The following is a 16,109-nucleotide window of genomic DNA, read 5'->3' on the forward strand; positions in this document are numbered from 1 at the left end:
ATCCGACCAAATCGGTCCGATTTCCGCCGATCCGCGCAGGAATTTTTCTTTCGCAGTTGCAGCGTAGCCGCTTGGCAAGTCCGTTTCCATGTTGCATCACATGGACAAACGGGAGTCACAATGACGGCTGCGGGCAGAACCAACTACGACGAAATGCTCAACGAGGACGGGTCGGTGAGGCCTGCCTATGCAGATTTCAGAAATTGGTACGACTCGCAGGACAAGGGCTGGCTGAAACGGCAGGATGCCGAGGCCGAGCGCTTCTTCCGCCGCATCGGCATCACCTTCAACGTCTATGGGGACGATGCCGCCGAAGAGCGCCTCATCCCCTTCGACATGATCCCCCGCATCATCACCGCGCGCGAATGGCGCAAACTCACGCGCGGCATCGAGCAGCGGGTGCGGGCGCTGAACGCCTTCCTCCAGGACCTCTATCACCGGCAGGAGATCATCCGCTCAGGCCGCCTGCCGATCAGCGCGCTGCGCGATAACGAGGCCTTCCTCAGCCAGATGATCGGCATGACCCCGCCCGGCGGCGTCTATACCCATATCGTCGGCATCGACCTCGTCCGCACCGGGCCGGAAGAATTCATGGTGCTGGAGGACAATGCCCGCACCCCCTCCGGCGTCTCGTATATGCTCGAGAACCGCGAGACGATGATGGCGATGTTCCCGGAGTTGTTCACCCGGATTCCGGTGCGTCCGGTCTCGGACTATCCGCGCCGTCTCGCCCGCTCGCTGCGGGCCTGTGCGCCGCCCGCGTTCAACGGTTCCGGGCGCCCGACCGTGGCGGTGCTGACGCCGGGCATCTACAATTCGGCCTATTTCGAACATGCCTTCCTGGCCGACCAGATGGGCGCGGAACTGGTGGAAGGCAGCGACTTGCGCGTGGTCGACGGCCGGGTCGCCATGCGCACGACCACCGGCTTCAAGGCGATCGACGTGATCTATCGCCGGGTCGACGACGACTATCTCGATCCGCTTAGCTTCCAGCCCGATTCGGTGCTGGGCGTGGCGGGGATGATGGACGTCTACCGCTCGGGCGGCGTGACCATCGCCAATGCGCCGGGCACCGGCATCGCCGACGACAAGGCGATCTACAGCTACATGCCCGAGATCGTCGAGTTCTACACCGGCGAGAAGCCGATCCTCTCGAACGTGCCGACTTGGCGCTGTTCGGAGCCGGACGCGCTGGCCTATGTGCTCGACAACCTGTCGGAACTGGTGGTCAAGGAAGTCCACGGTTCGGGCGGCTACGGCATGCTGATCGGGCCGACCTCCTCGAAGAAGGAACTGGCCGATTTCGAGGCCAAGCTGCGGGCGCGGCCGGACAACTACATCGCCCAGCCGACGCTCTCGCTCTCCACGGTGCCGATCTTCACCAAGGAAGGCCTCGCGCCGCGCCATGTGGACTTGCGGCCTTTCGTGCTGGTCTCGCCCGAAGGCATCGACATCACGCCCGGCGGGCTGACCCGCGTGGCGCTCAAGAAAGGATCGCTGGTGGTGAATTCGTCGCAGGGGGGCGGCACCAAGGATTCGTGGGTACTGGACGAGTGAGGGCGCGCTGATGCTGGGACGGGCCGCTAACGGCGTATACTGGATGAGCCGCTACCTCGAACGCGCGGAGAATACCGCGCGGCTGATCGACGTGGGGTTCCACCTCGCCCTGACGCGGGGCAACAAGCATTCGCAGGACGAGGAATGGAAGTCGGTCCTGACGACGACCGGACAGGTGGGCGACTATTGCCGCGCGCATGGCGAGTTCACCGGGGCGCAGGTGTTCAACTTTCTGCTGCGCGACAAGGACAATCCCGGTTCCGTCCTTTCCATGGTCGAGAATGCGCGGACCAATGCCCGCATGGTGCGCAACAGCCTGACCAATGCGGTCTGGGAAACCACCAACGAGGGCTGGATGCACTTGCGCGACCTGCTCGCGCGTCCGGTCCGCGAAACCAATCTGGGCGAGGTGCTGATAACGATCCGCCGCACCGGCACCCTGGTGCGCGGCGCGCTGGAAGGCACGATGCTGCGCAACGAGGTGTTCAACTTCTCGCGCATCGGCACCTTCATCGAGCGGGCAGACAGCACAGCGCGCATTCTCGATGTGAAGTATTATGTCCTGCTGCCCTCGGCGGCCTGGGTCGGGTCCAGCCTCGACAACGTGCAGTGGGATACGCTGCTGCGCTCGGTGGCGGGCAATCGGGCCTATTCCTGGCTCAATGCCGGGGCGATGGATTCGCGTGGGATCGCGAAATTCCTGATCCTCGATGGGCAGTTCCCGCGCAGCCTGGTGTTCTGCTACGACAAGATTCGCAGCAACATGGCCGGTCTCGCCAAGCAATATGGCGGCGAGACACCCGCGCACGACCTCCTGCGCGCCACCGGCAAGGCCCTGCACGAAACTTCGATCGAGGCGATCTTCGATATGGGCCTGCACGAATTCCTGCAGGACTTCATCGGCAAGACCAGCAGCCTCGGCAATGCCATCGCCGCCGATTACCGCTTCATCGAATAGAGGACGGCTTTCCCATGCTGCTAACCGTCACCCATACCACCCGCTATGCTTTCGCCGCCCCGGTCGCGCACGGTTTGCAGCGGCTGCGGCTGCGGCCCAAGACCACCCACGGGCAGGAAGTGCTGGACTGGCGCATGGACCTGACCGGCGCCCGCCACGAAGCGGAATACGACGACCAGCACCATAACCACACGGCGCTCGTTTCGATCGAGCCGGGGGCCGGCGAAGTCACCGTCACCTGCACCGGGACGGTGCGCACGATGGACAACAACGGCATAACCGGCGCCCATTCCGGGCACACGCCGCTCTGGTGCTTCCTGCGCCCGACCCCGCTGACCCGCGCGGATACCGGCGTGCGCGCGCTGCTCGCCTCGGTCGATGCAGATCGTTCGGACCCGCTGGGGTTCCTCCATGCCCTGTCCGACGCGGTGGCTGCCCATGTCCAATATGCCCCCGGCACGACCCATGTGGGCACCACGGCGGAGCAGGCGCTGGCGGCGGGGCAGGGCGTCTGCCAGGACCATGCCCATATCTTCATCAGCGCCGGGCGCCTGCTCGATATCCCGATGCGCTACGTCGGCGGATACCTGCGCATGAACGACCGGGTGGAGCAGGAAGCCGGGCACGGCTGGGCAGAGGCGCATGTCGCGGGCCTCGGCTGGGTCGGTTTCGACGTCTCCAACGCGATCTGCCCGGACGAGCGCTATATCCGCGTTGCTAGCGGCTGCGACTATGCGGAAGCCGCGCCGATAACCGGTGTGGCGACGGGAGCGGGGGAAACCCGGCTGGACGTGCATTTGTCCGTGGGCGAGAACCTGCTAGGACAACAGCAACAGCAGTCCGCAAGTGGCGGACAGCAACAGATGCAAGGCGGCTGAACAGGCCGCAGCCCCGCAAACGGTCGCGCGGGGTACAGGATTTCAGGGGTTACAGGTTCCATGACCTATTGCGTGGGCATGATGCTGGATCGCGGGCTCGTGCTGATGAGCGACACCCGCACCAATTCGGGCGTCGACAATATCTCGACCTTCCGGAAGATGTACCACTGGGAAATCCCCGGCGAACGCATCATCACCCTGATGACGGCAGGCAATCTCGCCACCACCCAGGCGGTCGTCAGCCAGCTCGAGGAACGCAACAAGGCCCCCGCCGATCGGCATAACACCCTGCTGGAAGCGCCGACGATGTTCCAGGTGGCCACGCTCGTTGGCAACCTGCTCCAGGACATCATCAGCGAACGCGCGAGCGACAACGGCCAAAACGCCGCCTCCGGCACCTTCAGCGCCTCGATGATCGTCGCAGGCCAGATCAAGGGCATGGAACCACGTCTGTTCCTGATCTACCCCGAAGGCAACTTCATCGAGGCCAGCTTCGACACGCCCTTCTTCCAGATCGGCGAAACCAAATACGGCCGCCCGATCCTGATCCGCGGCTACGACCCGGACATGACCTTCGAGGAAGCGGTGAAACTGCTCTGCGTCTCGTTCGATTCGACGGTGAAAGCGAACCTCTCGGTCGGGCTGCCGCTCGATCTGCTGGTGCTGGAGCAGGATCGCTTCACACCGCTCCACGAACGGCGGATCGAGGCGGGGGATCCCTACTTTCAGTCGGTTTCGGAAGGCTGGGGGGAGGCTTTGCGGAAGGCTCTGGATGCCTTGCCGGATTATGAGATGAAGAGTTCGAACTAAGGGGAAGTCCTGGGGGATGATCCCCCAGACCCTCGGAATGTCGACCTTCCGCGCACCCTATCCGTTGTGCGCTCCTTGCGGCGCAGCCAATATGTCTCCCGACGCAGCCATGGGCGCGCAACGGATAGGTAGCGCCTGACCTCGACAGTAACGGGGTGCAGGGGCGATGGGTTCAGACCCATAAACAGGATTTCCTGTCAGCAAATGTTGTGATTCACTGCCTCCATCTGGAGGCAGTGATATGTCTAATCTGTTTTGGTTTTCAGACGAGCAATGGGCGAAGATCACACCTCTTTTGCCCAATAAGCCGCGCGGGGTTCCCCGCGTGGATGATCGCCGTGTACTCTCCGGAATTGTCCATGTCCTACGCTCTGGTGGACGCTGGAGCGATAGCCCGGCGGATTATGGCCCGAAGAAAACACTCTACAATCGGTTTGTTCGTTGGGCTGACAATGGGACCTGGGAACGCATGTTCCATGCCTTGGCGCAGCATGAGGATTTACCGTCCAGGCTGTTCATAGACGCGACACTGATCAAGGCGCACCGCACTGCAGGTGGTGCAAAAGGGGGGCTCTGGCCCATGGTATCGGCCGTACCCAGCACGGACGTCAGAGCAAGATCCACGCCTTATGTGATGAAAAGGGCCGACCCTGGACACTCGTCCTAACGCCCGGAAATATCCCGGATGTTGCCGTTGCCCAGCAATGTATCGGCAGTCTGGCGCCAACTGCCGAATTGGTCGCTGACAAGGGCTATGATGCCGATGTCGTGCGTAAATGGCTGCGACTGCGCGGAACCACCGCCGTCATCCCGCCCATGCGTCATCGCCGCATCCAATATCCATATGACAAGCGCGTCTATGCAAAACGAAATGTGATCGAACGCCTCTTCTGCCGCCTCAAGGACTGGCGGCGTCTAGCTACTCGCTACGACAGAAAGGCTTCTATCTTCATCGCTACCGTAACCATCGCCGCCATCGTCATGTTCTGGATCTGATTATGAGTCCGAACCCATGGCCCCTGCTTATTCCTTATTCTTCAAATCAATCTTCCAACGCCGTGAACCGGAAATCGCGAAACGTCGCCTCCCCCGGCCCGGCGGCGTAGAGGCCGGGGCGCAGCATCAGGAAGCCGCCGCGCACGTTGTGGTGGTAGCCGGAGACTTCCATGCCCCGGTCGAAGCGTTTCCAGGTCTTCCCGCCGTCTCCCGAGGTGTGGAAGGAGACGATGTGGCGGCGGTTGGTCAGGCGCATCTTCATGCGGCGGCCGTGCGGGTTGGCCGGGCGGCCGCGTTCGATGCCGTATTGATGGGTGACGAAGCGGGTCTCGTCGAAGCCGAGGCCTGCGTAGAGTTTGTCGTCGTAGAACAGCACGAGACCGGCGGTGCCGCCGGGGGCCAGCTCGACGTCGCATTCGAGCTGGTAGCTGGTGTCGCCCGCGATCAGCAGCAGCGGCGATCCGCTCGACGGGGCGAGGCCCTTGCCTGCGAAGTGGAGTGCGCCGTCTGCCACGCGTAGGCGGGAGGCTTCGTCCGGGGCGGGACGGAAGAACGACCATTTCGATCCCAGCGCCAGCGGTGCGGAGAAGTCGTCCGACAGCGGCATGCCGTGGGGTACGGGTTTGGCGACTTTCGGCACCGGCAGAGGCTGCGAGAGGTCGCCGCCGGTCATGCGGAACCAGCCGTCGTCGGTCCATTCGATGGTATCGAGCAGGCACTGGCGGCCGAGCGTCCAGTAGCCCTTCTCGAAGCCGTGGTAGAGCGTGTACCAGCGCTTGTCGGGTCCCTCGACCAGCGAGGCGTGGCCGCGCGACCACCAGGCTTCGGACTGGTTTTCGGTGCGCACCAACGGGTTGCCGGGGTGCTGTTCCCACGGCCCGTGGATCGAGCGGGCGCGGGCGGCGATCACCATGTGGCCGGTCGGCGGACCGGCGGTGCCGCCGACTGCCGTGAGCATGTAGAACCACTGGCCGTGGCGGTGGATCTTGGGGCCTTCGGGCGAGAAGCCTTCGACGTCCCAGTCGTCCGGATAGTGCCAGGGGTCGTAGACGTGCTCGACCTTGCCCGCCAGCGAGAGGCCGTCGTCGGAGAGGCGCACGCGGTCTCCGCCCGAGAGGAACAGCCAGCGCGAGCCGTCCTCGCCCACGGCGTGGCAGGGGTCGATATGGTCGTGGAGGCCGAGCGGCTTCGGGTCGCTCCAGGGGCCATCGATGTGATCGGCCCAGATCACGTAGATCTCGTTGGGCTCGGCCTTGACCGGGATGTAGAGGAAGTAGCGGCCCTTGTGCTTTTCGAGGCTGACTGCCCAGACCGATCCGATATTGCGGGTGAGCGCGGACTTTCGCGGTTGCCAGTTCACCAGGTCGCGGCTGTGCCAGATGGTGAGGCCGGGATAGGAATCGAAGCTGGAGAAGGTGAGGTAGTAGTCCTCACCGTCCTTGAGGATCGCGGGATCGGGTCGGTCGCCGGAGAGGACGGGGTTGAGCATCGTCCCGTTCCCGAGATCGGAAATGCGCTGCCCGTCGAAGCCGCGCCGCCAGTGGCGGGCGGGAGCCGGGGCGGGGGGTGGAGGAGGTTTCCCCGTCCCCGGCTCCCTTGCGGCCGCGTCTCCCCCCGCGAGAGCCGGCGCCGCAAGGCCGATGCCGCCCAGCAGGGCGGTCTTGAGTGCATCGCGTCTGTCGAAAGTCATTCTGTCTCTCGCGTCCTTTCAGCCCAGTTCGATCAGCCTAGCCCGATCAGCCAAGCCCGGCCGAGCGCGCCCAGGCACGCCAGAGTTCGGGCCATGCCTCCACGGGTTTGCCGATGGTGCCGCGCAGGCCGAAGCCGTGGCCGCCCTGCGCGAAGAGGTGGGTTTCCACGGGAATTCCCTGCGCCTTCAGCGCGGCGCGCAGGCGCAGGGTGTTGTCGACCGGGACGGCGGGATCGTCCTCGGCGTGGAGCAGGAAATGCGGCGGCGCGTCCTTGGGGACGGTGCGGTCGGGAGAATGGGTGGCCTCCAGCTCCGCCGTGGGCGAGGGGCCGAGCAGCAGGTCGCGCGAACCGGCGTGGGCGATGGCGGGGTCCATCGAGACCACCGGATAGATCGGTGCCGCACAGAACGGGCGGGCGGAGAGCTTGTCCGCCGCATCGACCGGGGCATAGACTTTGGCGCCGAAGCGGGTGGAGAGGCTGGAGCAGACATGGCCGCCCGCCGAAAAGCCCATGGCGCCGACGCGTTCGGGCTGAATTCCATAGTCCTTCGCGCGGTGGCGGATCAGGCGCATGGCGCGCTGGGCGTCGGCCAGCGGCACGTCTTGTCGATTTGCCCAGCCCTCGCCGGGCAGGCGGTAGAACAGGACGAAGGCGGTGAAGCCGCGCGCGGTCAGCCAGCGGGCCATCTCGTAGCCCTCCTTGTCGATCACGACGAGGCGGTAGCCGCCGCCCGGCGCGATGAGCACGGCGGCGCCGTTGGGGCGGTCGGGCCGGAACACGACCAGGCGCGGGCGCGTGGTGCCGGTGACGGAGCGGTCGTTGACTTGCGCCGTGGTGGAGCGTTCGGTGACGGTCTCGACCGTGGGCCTGGCGGGCAGGCCCGGCGCGCCTTTCGGCCAGAGGTCGATCGTCTCCGTCGGCTCCGGCAGGCCTGCGGGCGGTGCTTTCGCCGCGTCGAAAGGCGGGGCGCTCTGGGCAAGCGCTTCGCTGGATATCAGCCCTGAAACAAGGGAAGCCGCCATGAACGATCGGCGGTCGATGGTCATGGCGGCTTCCTCTTCGTTATTTCAGTTCAGGCCATTCGGCCGATTTATCGGCGCCGCGTCAATACTTTGCACGTGCTCCGAACAGGATGGTGCGGCCGAAGTGATTGTTCTCGTAATTGCGCTCCGAGAAGACGTCGTTGAAGCGGTAGCGGTAGGTGTCGGTCAGGTTGTTGCCGTCGATCGACAGTTCCAGCCATTCGGTCGCCTTGTAGCGGATCGCCGCATCGATGCTGGTGTAGGAACCGTAGCCTTCGAACACGTTGCCGGTGGCGCTGGTGCCGTCCACGAAGGGACCGCGATAGCTGACCGATCCGCGAATGCTGAACTTGCCGTCGTCGTAATAGAGCGTGGCGTTGGCAGCCTTTTTCGAGACGCCCAGCAGGGTCTGGCTATAGACCGCCGAGACGCCGGTGAGGGCGCAGGCGCCGGTCGTGGCGTTGCGGGTGCAGGCCGAAGTCGCGGGGCCGGTGATCGTGTAGTCGGCACTGCTCTTGATGAAGGTGGCGTTGCCCTGGAAGCCCGTGTGGCTGAGCAGCCCCGGCAGGAAGGTGAAGGGCATCTGCAATGCGACTTCGACGCCCTTGAGCGTCGCACCCGCGCCGTTGACCTGCGAGGACACCACGTATTCCTGGTTGGGATCGTAGTTGATGTAGGCGGGCGTGCTCTGCCCCAGCACGTCGCGGCCTAAACCGAGCTGCGGCAGCGTGGCGACGTAAGTGCCCGCCACCGGGAAGCTGTCGATCTTCTTGATGAAGCCCGCCACCGAGAACAGGGCCTGCGGAGCGAAGTACCATTCCACCGAAAGATCGAAGTTGGTCGCGCGGTAGGGATCGAGGAACGGGTTGCCGAAGGTCACGCGGTAGTTGAAGCCGTCCACCGAGCCGCCGGGGTTGAGGTTGCCCAGCGAGGGACGGGTGATGACCTTGGCTACCGCGCCGCGCAGGATCACGTCGTGGCGCGGGTAGAACGCGAGGTTGATGGCCGGGAGCCAGTCGTCGTAGCTGCGCTGGACGGTGGCGGCGACGCCTGCCGTGTAGCCGGTCGACTTCTGGTCGGTGTGGGCATAGCGGATACCCGCGTTGCCCGCATATTCGAGACCGAAGATCTCGCCCTTGACGTCGAACTGGAGATAGCCGCCCGAGGTCGTTTCCTGGACGCGGCGATTGGAGCCGAGATCCTGGATGGCGGTGCGGTTGTAGAGGTTGGTATAGTCCGCCGCCTTGTCGATATCGGCGACCAGCCAGGAACTGGTGGTACCGCCCGGCTGGCCGGCATCGCCCAGATTGACGATCTGCGAGATGTCCGAGGTGACCGGCAGGCCGTAGACCGAGGCGGAGCAGGTGACCTGGCCGAGGATCAGGTCGCGAGTGCCGTTGGCGCCGCAAGCGGCTGTGTCGCGCTGGAACAGCTGGGTACGGAAGTTGTAGCGCCGCCAGACAGCGCCGGTCTTCACCGTGAAGCCGTCGGTCAGGTCCCATTCGGTGCGCAGTTGCGCGGTCTTGAAGCGGTTCTTGACGTAGGAGGGACGGTCGCGGATTTCGGCGAGCTGGAAGTTCGCCGGATTGGTCACGTCGAGGCCATAGCTCAGCACCGGCGACTTCATGTCGGAATAGTCGTAGCTGAAGCCGTTGGCGTTGCGGTTGTCGTAGGCGAACGTGGTTTCTACCGGAATGTCCGCGTTGGACTGCGACATGCCGCCCAGCAGGGTGAAGCGGAAGCTGTCGCCCACGTCCTGGTCCCAGGTGCCGCCGACCTGCCAGAATTCGGTTTCCGACTTGCGCAGGTAGCTTTCGGTACGGACGTAGGCGTTGTTGAAGGTCGCGCTGACCATGTTGCCGTTGTCGTCGTACGTCGGGTTGACCACATCGAAGCGGCGCTCGTTCGAGCGGGCAAGCACTTCGAGCCACTGTTCGGCGCGGTCTTCCTTGAACGAGGAATAGAGACCGTCGATCGAGAACTTGGTCCGGTCGCTGGGTTCGAACTGGACCGAGCCGGTCAGGCCGAGGCGGCGGCGGTCATGCTCGACGACGCCATAGCGCGGGATGCGGGGGTGGAACGAGAGCGAGGCGGCATCGCAGCTTGCCGAAGGGCGATAGCTGCCGCCCGTGCCGACCGGGTTGCCGCCGGTCGCGCCGGGAACCGAATAGAAGCACGGCGTGCCGTTTACCGAGTTGAAATAGGCCTGCGCCCAGCGCACCGAATTGTTGCCGGTCTCCAGCGTATCGGTGTGCGAATAGGCGGCCGAGAGATTGACGCCGAAGGTTCCGGCATCGTTGCGCCAGGACAGCAGCCCGGCCACGCGCGGGCCGACGTTCTTCGACAGGTCGTTGTAGGAACCCTGCACGTTGAGCACGGCGGATAGGCCCGCCTTGCCTGCCAGCGGGTTACCGGTGTTGAGATCGACCACCGCGCCCAGCGAGCCTTCGTCGAGGCTGGCTTCGGCGGTCTTGTGGACGACGAGGCTGCTGAACAGTTCCGAGGCGAAGACGTTGAAGTCGAATGCGCGGTCGCGGTTGGCCGAAGCGCCGTCGGAGCTGGTGGCGATCGTTTCGAGGCCGTTCACGCGGACGCGGGTGAACTGGGCGCCGAGGCCGCGCACGGTGATCGCGCGGCCTTCGCCGCCGTCGCGCTGGATCGAGATGCCGGGAATGCGCTGGAGCGATTCCGCCAGGTTCTGGTCGGGGAACTTGGCCATGTCCTCGGCGACGACGGCATCCACCGCGCTGACCGATTCCCGCTTCACGTTGAGTGCGGCTTCCAGCGACTTGCGGAAGCCGGTGACGATGATTTCCTCTGCCGCCAGGCCTTCCGAAACGGCAGTCTGATCGGCGCCGGCATCCTGCGCAAAGGCGCCCTGCGGCAAGGCCATTGCGCTGCCCGCTACCAGAGCGGCCTTGAACATCGAAATCCTGGAAACATGCCTTTGCATGATCACTCCCCCTTCAGCCTTTTTTGGCCCTCTCGGCCTTTTTTAGCCAATTGATACCGGTGTCAGAGGAATTTGCGCCTGTAGCGCTTCCTTTTCCCGGCACCTGCTCCCAACGCCTTTCGGCGCTTGTTTCTTAAACCTTCGTCTCGTCGTCGCTGCGCGATCGTCAGTTCGTTCTTGCCGGTCTTGGTAACCGGTGTCATCATTTATTGCCGCAGCGATGGCGGCCTGTCAAGAACCAGAGCCAAAGGGAGAGTACAATGCCGCAAGAGGGACGCAATTTCCGCCGTTACGATGCATTTCCGGTCCTGTTTCCGGCAACTTGCGCTGGAGTCGGACGGGTATCCTCGAAGGCGGCGCCGTCGCTCCTAATGGGGAGCAGCGCGCGAATCGTGGGGGCATGTGAAAGGGCCGATCTGCCCATGCCTGAAGGCGCGGCGCAGTGATCGCGGCGCTTCTGCTGATGGCTGTCACGCCTGCTTCGCCCGCCCCGCCGATGGCCGTGATCGACGAGAAGGATACCGTGCGCGAGGAAGCGCCGCCGCATGGCGCCATCGGGATGAGTACGGCCTACCGCATTTCCGATGCGGCTCCGGCGCCGCGGGCGATGGAGTTCCGCCGCCGCGTGCTGCACAAGGGCGCGGCCATCGGCGAGCATCCGATCGCGCACGACGAGGTCTATTACGTGCTCTCGGGCGAGGGCGAAGTGGTATCAGACGGCAGGCGCGCGGCGCTGCGGCCGGGCATGACCGCCTATCTCTACAACGGTGCGGTGGTCGGCATCTGGCAGAGGGGCGAGGAGCCGCTCTCGCTGATCATTTCCTATCCCAATCCACCGGCAACGAAATAGCCTTCATTCCCGGTCTTGCGGCTTGACCCGCAGCACGCCTTCCTGCGCCACGCTTGCCACCAGTTCACCGCTGCGCGTGTAGATCGCACCGCGTGCGAAGCCGCGGGCGTGGCCGGACCAGGGGCTGTCCATCGTGTAGAGCAGCCAGTCATCCATCGGGGGCGTCTGGTGGAACCAGATCGCATGGTCGAGGCTGGCCCCGGAAACGCCCGGCGAGAAGAAGCCGAGGCCGTGCGGCATCAGTGCGGTGGAGACGAGTGCGAAGTCGCTGGCATAGGCGAGGATCACGCGCTGCATCACCGGATCCGAGTCCAGCGGATGGGCGAGGCGGAACCACTGGTGGCGCTGGGGCAGGTCGCCGCCGCGCACCGGCGGGCAGGGACGGATGTCGAACGAGGCGAGGCGGTCGATCAGGAACGGCGGCAATCGCTGACCCGAGGCGGCAAGCGCTTCGCGGAAATCCGGGCACTGTTCGGGCGCCGGGACGGGGGGCATCGCGACGGCGTGGGACAGGCCTTCCTCATGCCGGTGGAACGAGGCTGCCAGGTTCAGGATCGGCTTGCCGCCCTGCATGGCGACGACCCGGCGGTTGGAGAAGCTGCCACCGTCGAAATCGGGCAGGACGCGGTAGATGATCGGGCGCCCGGAATCGCCTGCGCGCAGGAAGTAGGCATGGAGCGAGTGCGCCTGCCGTTCGGGATCGACACCCCGCGCGGCGGCCGCCAGCGCCTGGGCGACCACTTGCCCGCCATAGACGCGGCCGGACTGTTCGGCCGAAGCCGGGCCTCGGAAGATGCCGGTGTCGATCTCCTCGACGGTGAGGAGGTCGCGGAGTTGCCCCACGGCGATGCGGGCGGTTTCGGTCATCGGTATTATTTTCCGTCGGGCATGCCCTGGAGCCAGTCGAGCGACTGGCGTTCGATGGACAGCAGTTCCTCGAGGGTCTGCTCGATCGCGGTCTTCTGCTGGCGCAGTTCGCCGATGCGGTCGGTGACTTTGGCGAGCAGGGTGCGGACCTGCTCGTGGTGCTCGGGATCGACTTCGTAGAGGTCGAGGAATTCCTTGATCTCGCGGATCGAGAAGCCGAGCCGCTTGCCGCGCAGGATCAGCTGCATCCGGCCCATCTCGCGCTTTGAATAGATGCGCGTGGTGCCGACGCGCTGCGGCGCGATCAGGCCCTTGTCCTCGTAGAAGCGCAAGGTGCGCATCGTCACGCCGAGTTCGGTGGCGGCTTCCTGGATGCCGAGCATGTCGCCGCCCGGCGCAGGCGCAAGCGCTCCCGCTGTCGCCTCCGCTCGGGCCTCGTCGGGAGTCAGGGCTGCTTCCGTGTGGTTCACTCGGCCTGTCCCTGAGGCTGCCCCGCGGCGCGGCGCGCGGCCTCTTCCTCGACCAGCTCCTTCTTGGAGAGCTTGCCGACGAGAGTCTTGGGCAGGCTGTCGCGGAATTCGATCTTGCTCGGCATCTCGATCTTGTTGAGCCGCTCCTTGAGGAAGGCCATCAGTGTATCCTCGTCCAGAACGTCCCCCGGGTGCAGCGCGACGAAGGCCTTGGGAGCCTGGCCGCGATAGGCGTCGGGCACGCCGATCACGATCGCCTCGTGGACCATGGGATGCTCGTAGAGCGCATCTTCGATCGTTCGCGGATAGACGTTGTACCCCCCGCACAGGATCATGTCCTTGATCCTGTCCACCAGGAACAGATAGCCGTCTTCGTCGAGATAGCCAACGTCTCCGGTGCGCAGGGCGCCGAAGATGAATGTCTTTTCCGATTCCTCGGGCCGGTTCCAGTAGCCGGACATGACCTGGGGGCCGCGCGCGCAGACTTCGCCGCGCTCGCCCTGGGGCATGACGCGGTGCGGATTGTCGGGATCGCGGATTTCCAGCACGGTGCCGGGGAAGGCGGGGCCGCAGGAATTGCTCTTCACTTCGCCTTCCAGCGGATTGCAGGCGATGATCGGGGAGGCTTCGGAGAGGCCGTAGCCCTCGACCACCTTGACGCCGGTGCGCTGTTCGAACTTCTGACGCACTTCCAGCGGCAGCGGCGCGCCGCCGGAGATGCAGACGCGCACATTGTCGAATTCGCCGTGCAGGTCCTTGTTGTTGAGCGCGGTGTAGAGCGTGGGCACGCCGAAGAACTGCGTCGGCTTCGTCCGCTTGGCGGTGGCCAGGAACGACTTCATCTCGAAGCGGGGCAGCAGGATCATCTCGGCGGCGGTGTCCACCGAGTAGTTCAGCACCGTCGTCAGCGCGAAGACGTGGAACAGCGGCAAGACCCCGAGCGTGCGCTCCTGCTGTTCCGGCATGTGGCCGACATGGGCGATCATCTGCGCCGAGTTGGCCGCGAGGTTGGCGTGGCTGAGCATCGCGCCCTTGGGGACGCCGGTGGTGCCGCCGGTATACTGGAGCACCGCAAGGTCCGAAGGCGAGCGCTCGACCGGATCGGGATCGGCGTCGCGCGCGATAAGGTCGGCATAGCGCAGGAAGCGAAGGTCGTGCGGCTCGTGCGCGATGTCCTTGCGCTTGAGCAGGCGATAGGCGCGGCCCTTGAGCTTGGGCAGGGCGTCGGCGATCGGGCACACGATCACCCGGCGCAGCGCTCCCTTGCCGACCAGCGGCTCGATCTTGGGCAGCGACAGCGCAAGGTCGGAGGCGACGATGAATTCCGCGCCGGAATCGTCGACCAGATGCGCCATCTCGCGCTCGGTATAGAGCGGATTGAAGTTCACCACGATCCCGCCGATGCGCAGGATCGCGAAATAGCAGATCACGTAATAGGGCGTGTTGGGCAGGCACAGGCCCACCCGCGTCCCCCGCTTGACGCCGAGGTCCTGGAACCCTCGCGCCGCGCGGCGGGACAGCTCGCCGATCTCCCTATAGGTCCACTTGCGGCCCATGAAGTCGATCGCCGGCCAGGTGCCGTGGGCTTCCACGGCATGATCGAGCAGGTCGGTGAGCAACCGCGGCGCGATCGGCGGCATCTCTTCCGGGTGTTGGGAGGAGGTTTCCGGGGCGGAATGGCCGCCGATCGTCGCCGCGGCGCCCATCAGAAGGCCACCCGCGCGCCGAGCGAGAACACCAGCGCCGAAGCGTCTGTCAGACGGCCATCGGTGATGATCGGCGTCTGCGCTGCCGTACCGGCATAGGCGGCGGTCACCCGGTCGATCGTGGTGTCCTTGAAGGTGATGTACGAGGCGGCCGCGTCGATCGCGATCTTCTCGCTCATGTTGTAGGTGGTGCCGGCCGAGAAGTTCCAGCGGTTGCTGTCCGGCACGCGGGCGTCGCGGTCGCCGTTCTGGGTCGGGGTTTCACCGTATTGGATGCCGCTGCGTACCGTCCACTTCGGGCTCACGTCGTAGTCGATGCCGAAGGCGTAGGAGAAGCCGTCCTTGTAGTTTTCGGGGATCGACTGGTTGATCGGCGCGCCGAGGTCGATCGCGTCGAACTTGCTCCAGCCATAGGCCACGACCTGGGCGTTCAGGGTGAGCTGCTTGGTCGCCTTGATGCGGCCCGACATGATCGCCTGCCACGGCGTGGTGAATTCGGCGGTAGCATCGAGCGTGCGGTTCTGAGCGGCGAGCGGGCCGAGCAGTCCGTCGATGGTCAGCGTGCCCTTGAGCTTGTGCTTGACCGCCGACTTGTAGGCGACGCCGATCGAGGCCGGACCGTTGTGATACTGGGCGCCGACCGACCAGCCCACATCCCAGCCGTTGCCCTTGAGGTTCTGGTGGCCATCGGCCAGCAGCGGCGAGAGATTGGGCAGGTAGTTGCCGAGAGCGGCGTCCACGTATTCCACGTTGGCGGCGGCACCGACATAGAAGCCTTCGAAGGGCTGGAAGGCGACGCTCGGCTGGATATCGATCGTGCGCAGCTTGGTCTTGTCGGCCGAATAGCGCGCCCAGCTATCGGAATCGTAATTGGTGGTGAAGGAATAGGGCGAGGTGACGGTCAGGCCGAAGGCGAACTTGCCGGTGCCGTAGGCGATCGAGCCGGAGGGCAATACGCCCTTGTTGATCGGATTCCTGGCGACGCCGTTACCGCCGACCGGGGCCGGAGCCTGTCCGGGGCGGACGATCAGGGTGCCGTCGTCGACGACTTTGCCGCGCGGGATGATGACGCTGGCGTGGACCGAGGCTTGTCCGCCTTCGAGGCCGCCGATCGCGGCGGGGTTCCACCAGAGCGAGTCGACGCCGGTATCGGCGGCCTCACCCGAGAAAGCGCGTCCCTGCGCGCGTACCGACTGTTCCTGAAGATAGAAGGCCTGGGCATGGGCCGAACCGGCGAAGCCGAGCACGATTGCCGATGCGGTGCCCGCGAGAAGAATGCGGCCCGAAGTGCGTTTCATTTTCCTGATCTCCCAAATCATTTTCGTTCCCTGAACCTTTGTCGTTTTCCCG

At 65.0% G+C, this 16,109-nt stretch carries 13 protein-coding genes; 6 read left to right on the forward strand and 7 right to left on the reverse strand.

Features of this window, described 5'->3' with window-relative positions:
• Positions 1-120: 120 nt before the first annotated feature.
• From ACZ1II_RS02400 to ACZ1II_RS02420, 5 genes are all read left to right on the forward strand, one after another.
• Positions 121-1,557, forward strand: coding sequence for a circularly permuted type 2 ATP-grasp protein (locus ACZ1II_RS02400; RefSeq protein WP_465144206.1), 1,437 nt, complete (start codon positions 121-123; stop codon positions 1,555-1,557).
• A gap of 10 nt (positions 1,558-1,567) precedes the next feature.
• On the forward strand, positions 1,568-2,515 hold the full coding sequence (locus ACZ1II_RS02405; RefSeq protein WP_465144207.1) for an alpha-E domain-containing protein: 948 nt from the start codon (positions 1,568-1,570) through the stop codon (positions 2,513-2,515).
• A gap of 14 nt (positions 2,516-2,529) precedes the next feature.
• Positions 2,530-3,393: a transglutaminase family protein gene (locus tag ACZ1II_RS02410; RefSeq protein ID WP_465144208.1), complete on the forward strand. Its 864-nt coding sequence runs from the start codon at positions 2,530-2,532 to the stop codon at positions 3,391-3,393.
• A 60-nt stretch (positions 3,394-3,453) separates the two neighbouring features.
• Positions 3,454-4,203 carry a proteasome-type protease gene (locus ACZ1II_RS02415; RefSeq protein WP_465144209.1) on the forward strand — a complete coding sequence of 250 codons (750 nt, stop codon included), beginning with the start codon at positions 3,454-3,456 and terminating at the stop codon, positions 4,201-4,203.
• Positions 4,204-4,444: 241 nt separating this feature from the next.
• Positions 4,445-5,199, forward strand: a protein-coding gene (locus tag ACZ1II_RS02420) for an IS5 family transposase (protein WP_465144210.1) whose coding sequence is annotated in 2 segments (ribosomal slippage) — positions 4,445-4,775 and positions 4,775-5,199 — 756 coding nt in all. Because the reading frame shifts where the segments join, the coding sequence is not laid out codon by codon here.
• Between the two features lie 46 nt (positions 5,200-5,245).
• On the opposite strand, the gene ACZ1II_RS02425 is transcribed toward ACZ1II_RS02420, so the two are convergent.
• Genes ACZ1II_RS02425 through ACZ1II_RS02435 form a run of 3 tightly spaced genes read right to left on the reverse strand, consistent with a single transcriptional unit; the run spans position 5,246 to position 10,839 of the window.
• Complete coding sequence (locus tag ACZ1II_RS02425; RefSeq protein WP_465144211.1) at positions 5,246-6,889, reverse strand: family 43 glycosylhydrolase; 1,644 nt, start codon at positions 6,887-6,889, stop codon at positions 5,246-5,248.
• Positions 6,890-6,935: 46 nt separating this feature from the next.
• A complete protein-coding gene (locus ACZ1II_RS02430) occupies positions 6,936-7,937 on the reverse strand; it encodes an alpha/beta hydrolase (protein WP_465144212.1) in 1,002 nt (333 codons plus the stop codon).
• A 58-nt stretch (positions 7,938-7,995) separates the two neighbouring features.
• Positions 7,996-10,839 carry a TonB-dependent receptor gene (locus tag ACZ1II_RS02435; protein ID WP_465144213.1) on the reverse strand — a complete coding sequence of 948 codons (2,844 nt, stop codon included), beginning with the start codon at positions 10,837-10,839 and terminating at the stop codon, positions 7,996-7,998.
• 490 nt (positions 10,840-11,329) lie between these two features.
• Between ACZ1II_RS02435 and ACZ1II_RS02440 the strand changes: the two genes are divergently transcribed.
• Positions 11,330-11,716, forward strand: a complete 387-nt coding sequence (locus ACZ1II_RS02440) for a cupin domain-containing protein (RefSeq protein WP_465144511.1) — start codon at positions 11,330-11,332, stop codon at positions 11,714-11,716.
• 3 nt (positions 11,717-11,719) lie between these two features.
• Here ACZ1II_RS02440 and ACZ1II_RS02445 read toward each other — a convergent pair whose 3' ends face one another.
• From ACZ1II_RS02445 to ACZ1II_RS02460, 4 genes are all read right to left on the reverse strand, one after another.
• Positions 11,720-12,583, reverse strand: coding sequence for an acyl-CoA thioesterase (locus ACZ1II_RS02445; RefSeq protein WP_465144214.1), 864 nt, complete (start codon positions 12,581-12,583; stop codon positions 11,720-11,722).
• Positions 12,584-12,588: 5 nt separating this feature from the next.
• Entirely contained in the window at positions 12,589-12,966 is a 378-nt protein-coding gene (locus tag ACZ1II_RS02450) for a MerR family transcriptional regulator (protein WP_465144512.1), read from the reverse strand.
• An 83-nt stretch (positions 12,967-13,049) separates the two neighbouring features.
• Positions 13,050-14,759 (reverse strand): long-chain-fatty-acid--CoA ligase, encoded by a 1,710-nt coding sequence (locus ACZ1II_RS02455; RefSeq protein ID WP_465144215.1) that lies wholly within the window; start codon positions 14,757-14,759, stop codon positions 13,050-13,052.
• Entirely contained in the window at positions 14,759-16,057 is a 1,299-nt protein-coding gene (locus tag ACZ1II_RS02460; RefSeq protein ID WP_465144216.1) for an OmpP1/FadL family transporter, read from the reverse strand. Before ACZ1II_RS02460 ends, ACZ1II_RS02455 begins: the two co-directional genes overlap by 1 nt.
• Between the last annotated feature and the right edge of the window lie 52 nt (positions 16,058-16,109).

It is taken from the genome of Novosphingobium sp. BL-S-20 (assembly GCF_055521635.1).

What these genes read in the sequence shown, in the direction of transcription:
- ACZ1II_RS02435 (WP_465144213.1), bottom strand. Translation starts at nt 10,839, where the DNA reads ATGTTCAAGGCCGCTCTGGTAGCGGGCAGCGCAATGGCCTTGCCGCAG.
- ACZ1II_RS02450 (WP_465144512.1), bottom strand. Translation starts at nt 12,966, where the DNA reads ATGCTCGGCATCCAGGAAGCCGCCACCGAACTCGGCGTGACGATGCGC.
- ACZ1II_RS02405 (WP_465144207.1), top strand. Translation starts at nt 1,568, where the DNA reads ATGCTGGGACGGGCCGCTAACGGCGTATACTGGATGAGCCGCTACCTC.
- ACZ1II_RS02460 (WP_465144216.1), bottom strand. Translation starts at nt 16,057, where the DNA reads ATGAAACGCACTTCGGGCCGCATTCTTCTCGCGGGCACCGCATCGGCA.
- ACZ1II_RS02445 (WP_465144214.1), bottom strand. Translation starts at nt 12,583, where the DNA reads ATGACCGAAACCGCCCGCATCGCCGTGGGGCAACTCCGCGACCTCCTC.
- ACZ1II_RS02430 (WP_465144212.1), bottom strand. Translation starts at nt 7,937, where the DNA reads ATGACCATCGACCGCCGATCGTTCATGGCGGCTTCCCTTGTTTCAGGG.
- ACZ1II_RS02425 (WP_465144211.1), bottom strand. Translation starts at nt 6,889, where the DNA reads ATGACTTTCGACAGACGCGATGCACTCAAGACCGCCCTGCTGGGCGGC.
- ACZ1II_RS02415 (WP_465144209.1), top strand. Translation starts at nt 3,454, where the DNA reads ATGACCTATTGCGTGGGCATGATGCTGGATCGCGGGCTCGTGCTGATG.
- ACZ1II_RS02440 (WP_465144511.1), top strand. Translation starts at nt 11,330, where the DNA reads ATGGCTGTCACGCCTGCTTCGCCCGCCCCGCCGATGGCCGTGATCGAC.
- ACZ1II_RS02455 (WP_465144215.1), bottom strand. Translation starts at nt 14,759, where the DNA reads ATGGGCGCCGCGGCGACGATCGGCGGCCATTCCGCCCCGGAAACCTCC.
- ACZ1II_RS02410 (WP_465144208.1), top strand. Translation starts at nt 2,530, where the DNA reads ATGCTGCTAACCGTCACCCATACCACCCGCTATGCTTTCGCCGCCCCG.
- ACZ1II_RS02400 (WP_465144206.1), top strand. Translation starts at nt 121, where the DNA reads ATGACGGCTGCGGGCAGAACCAACTACGACGAAATGCTCAACGAGGAC.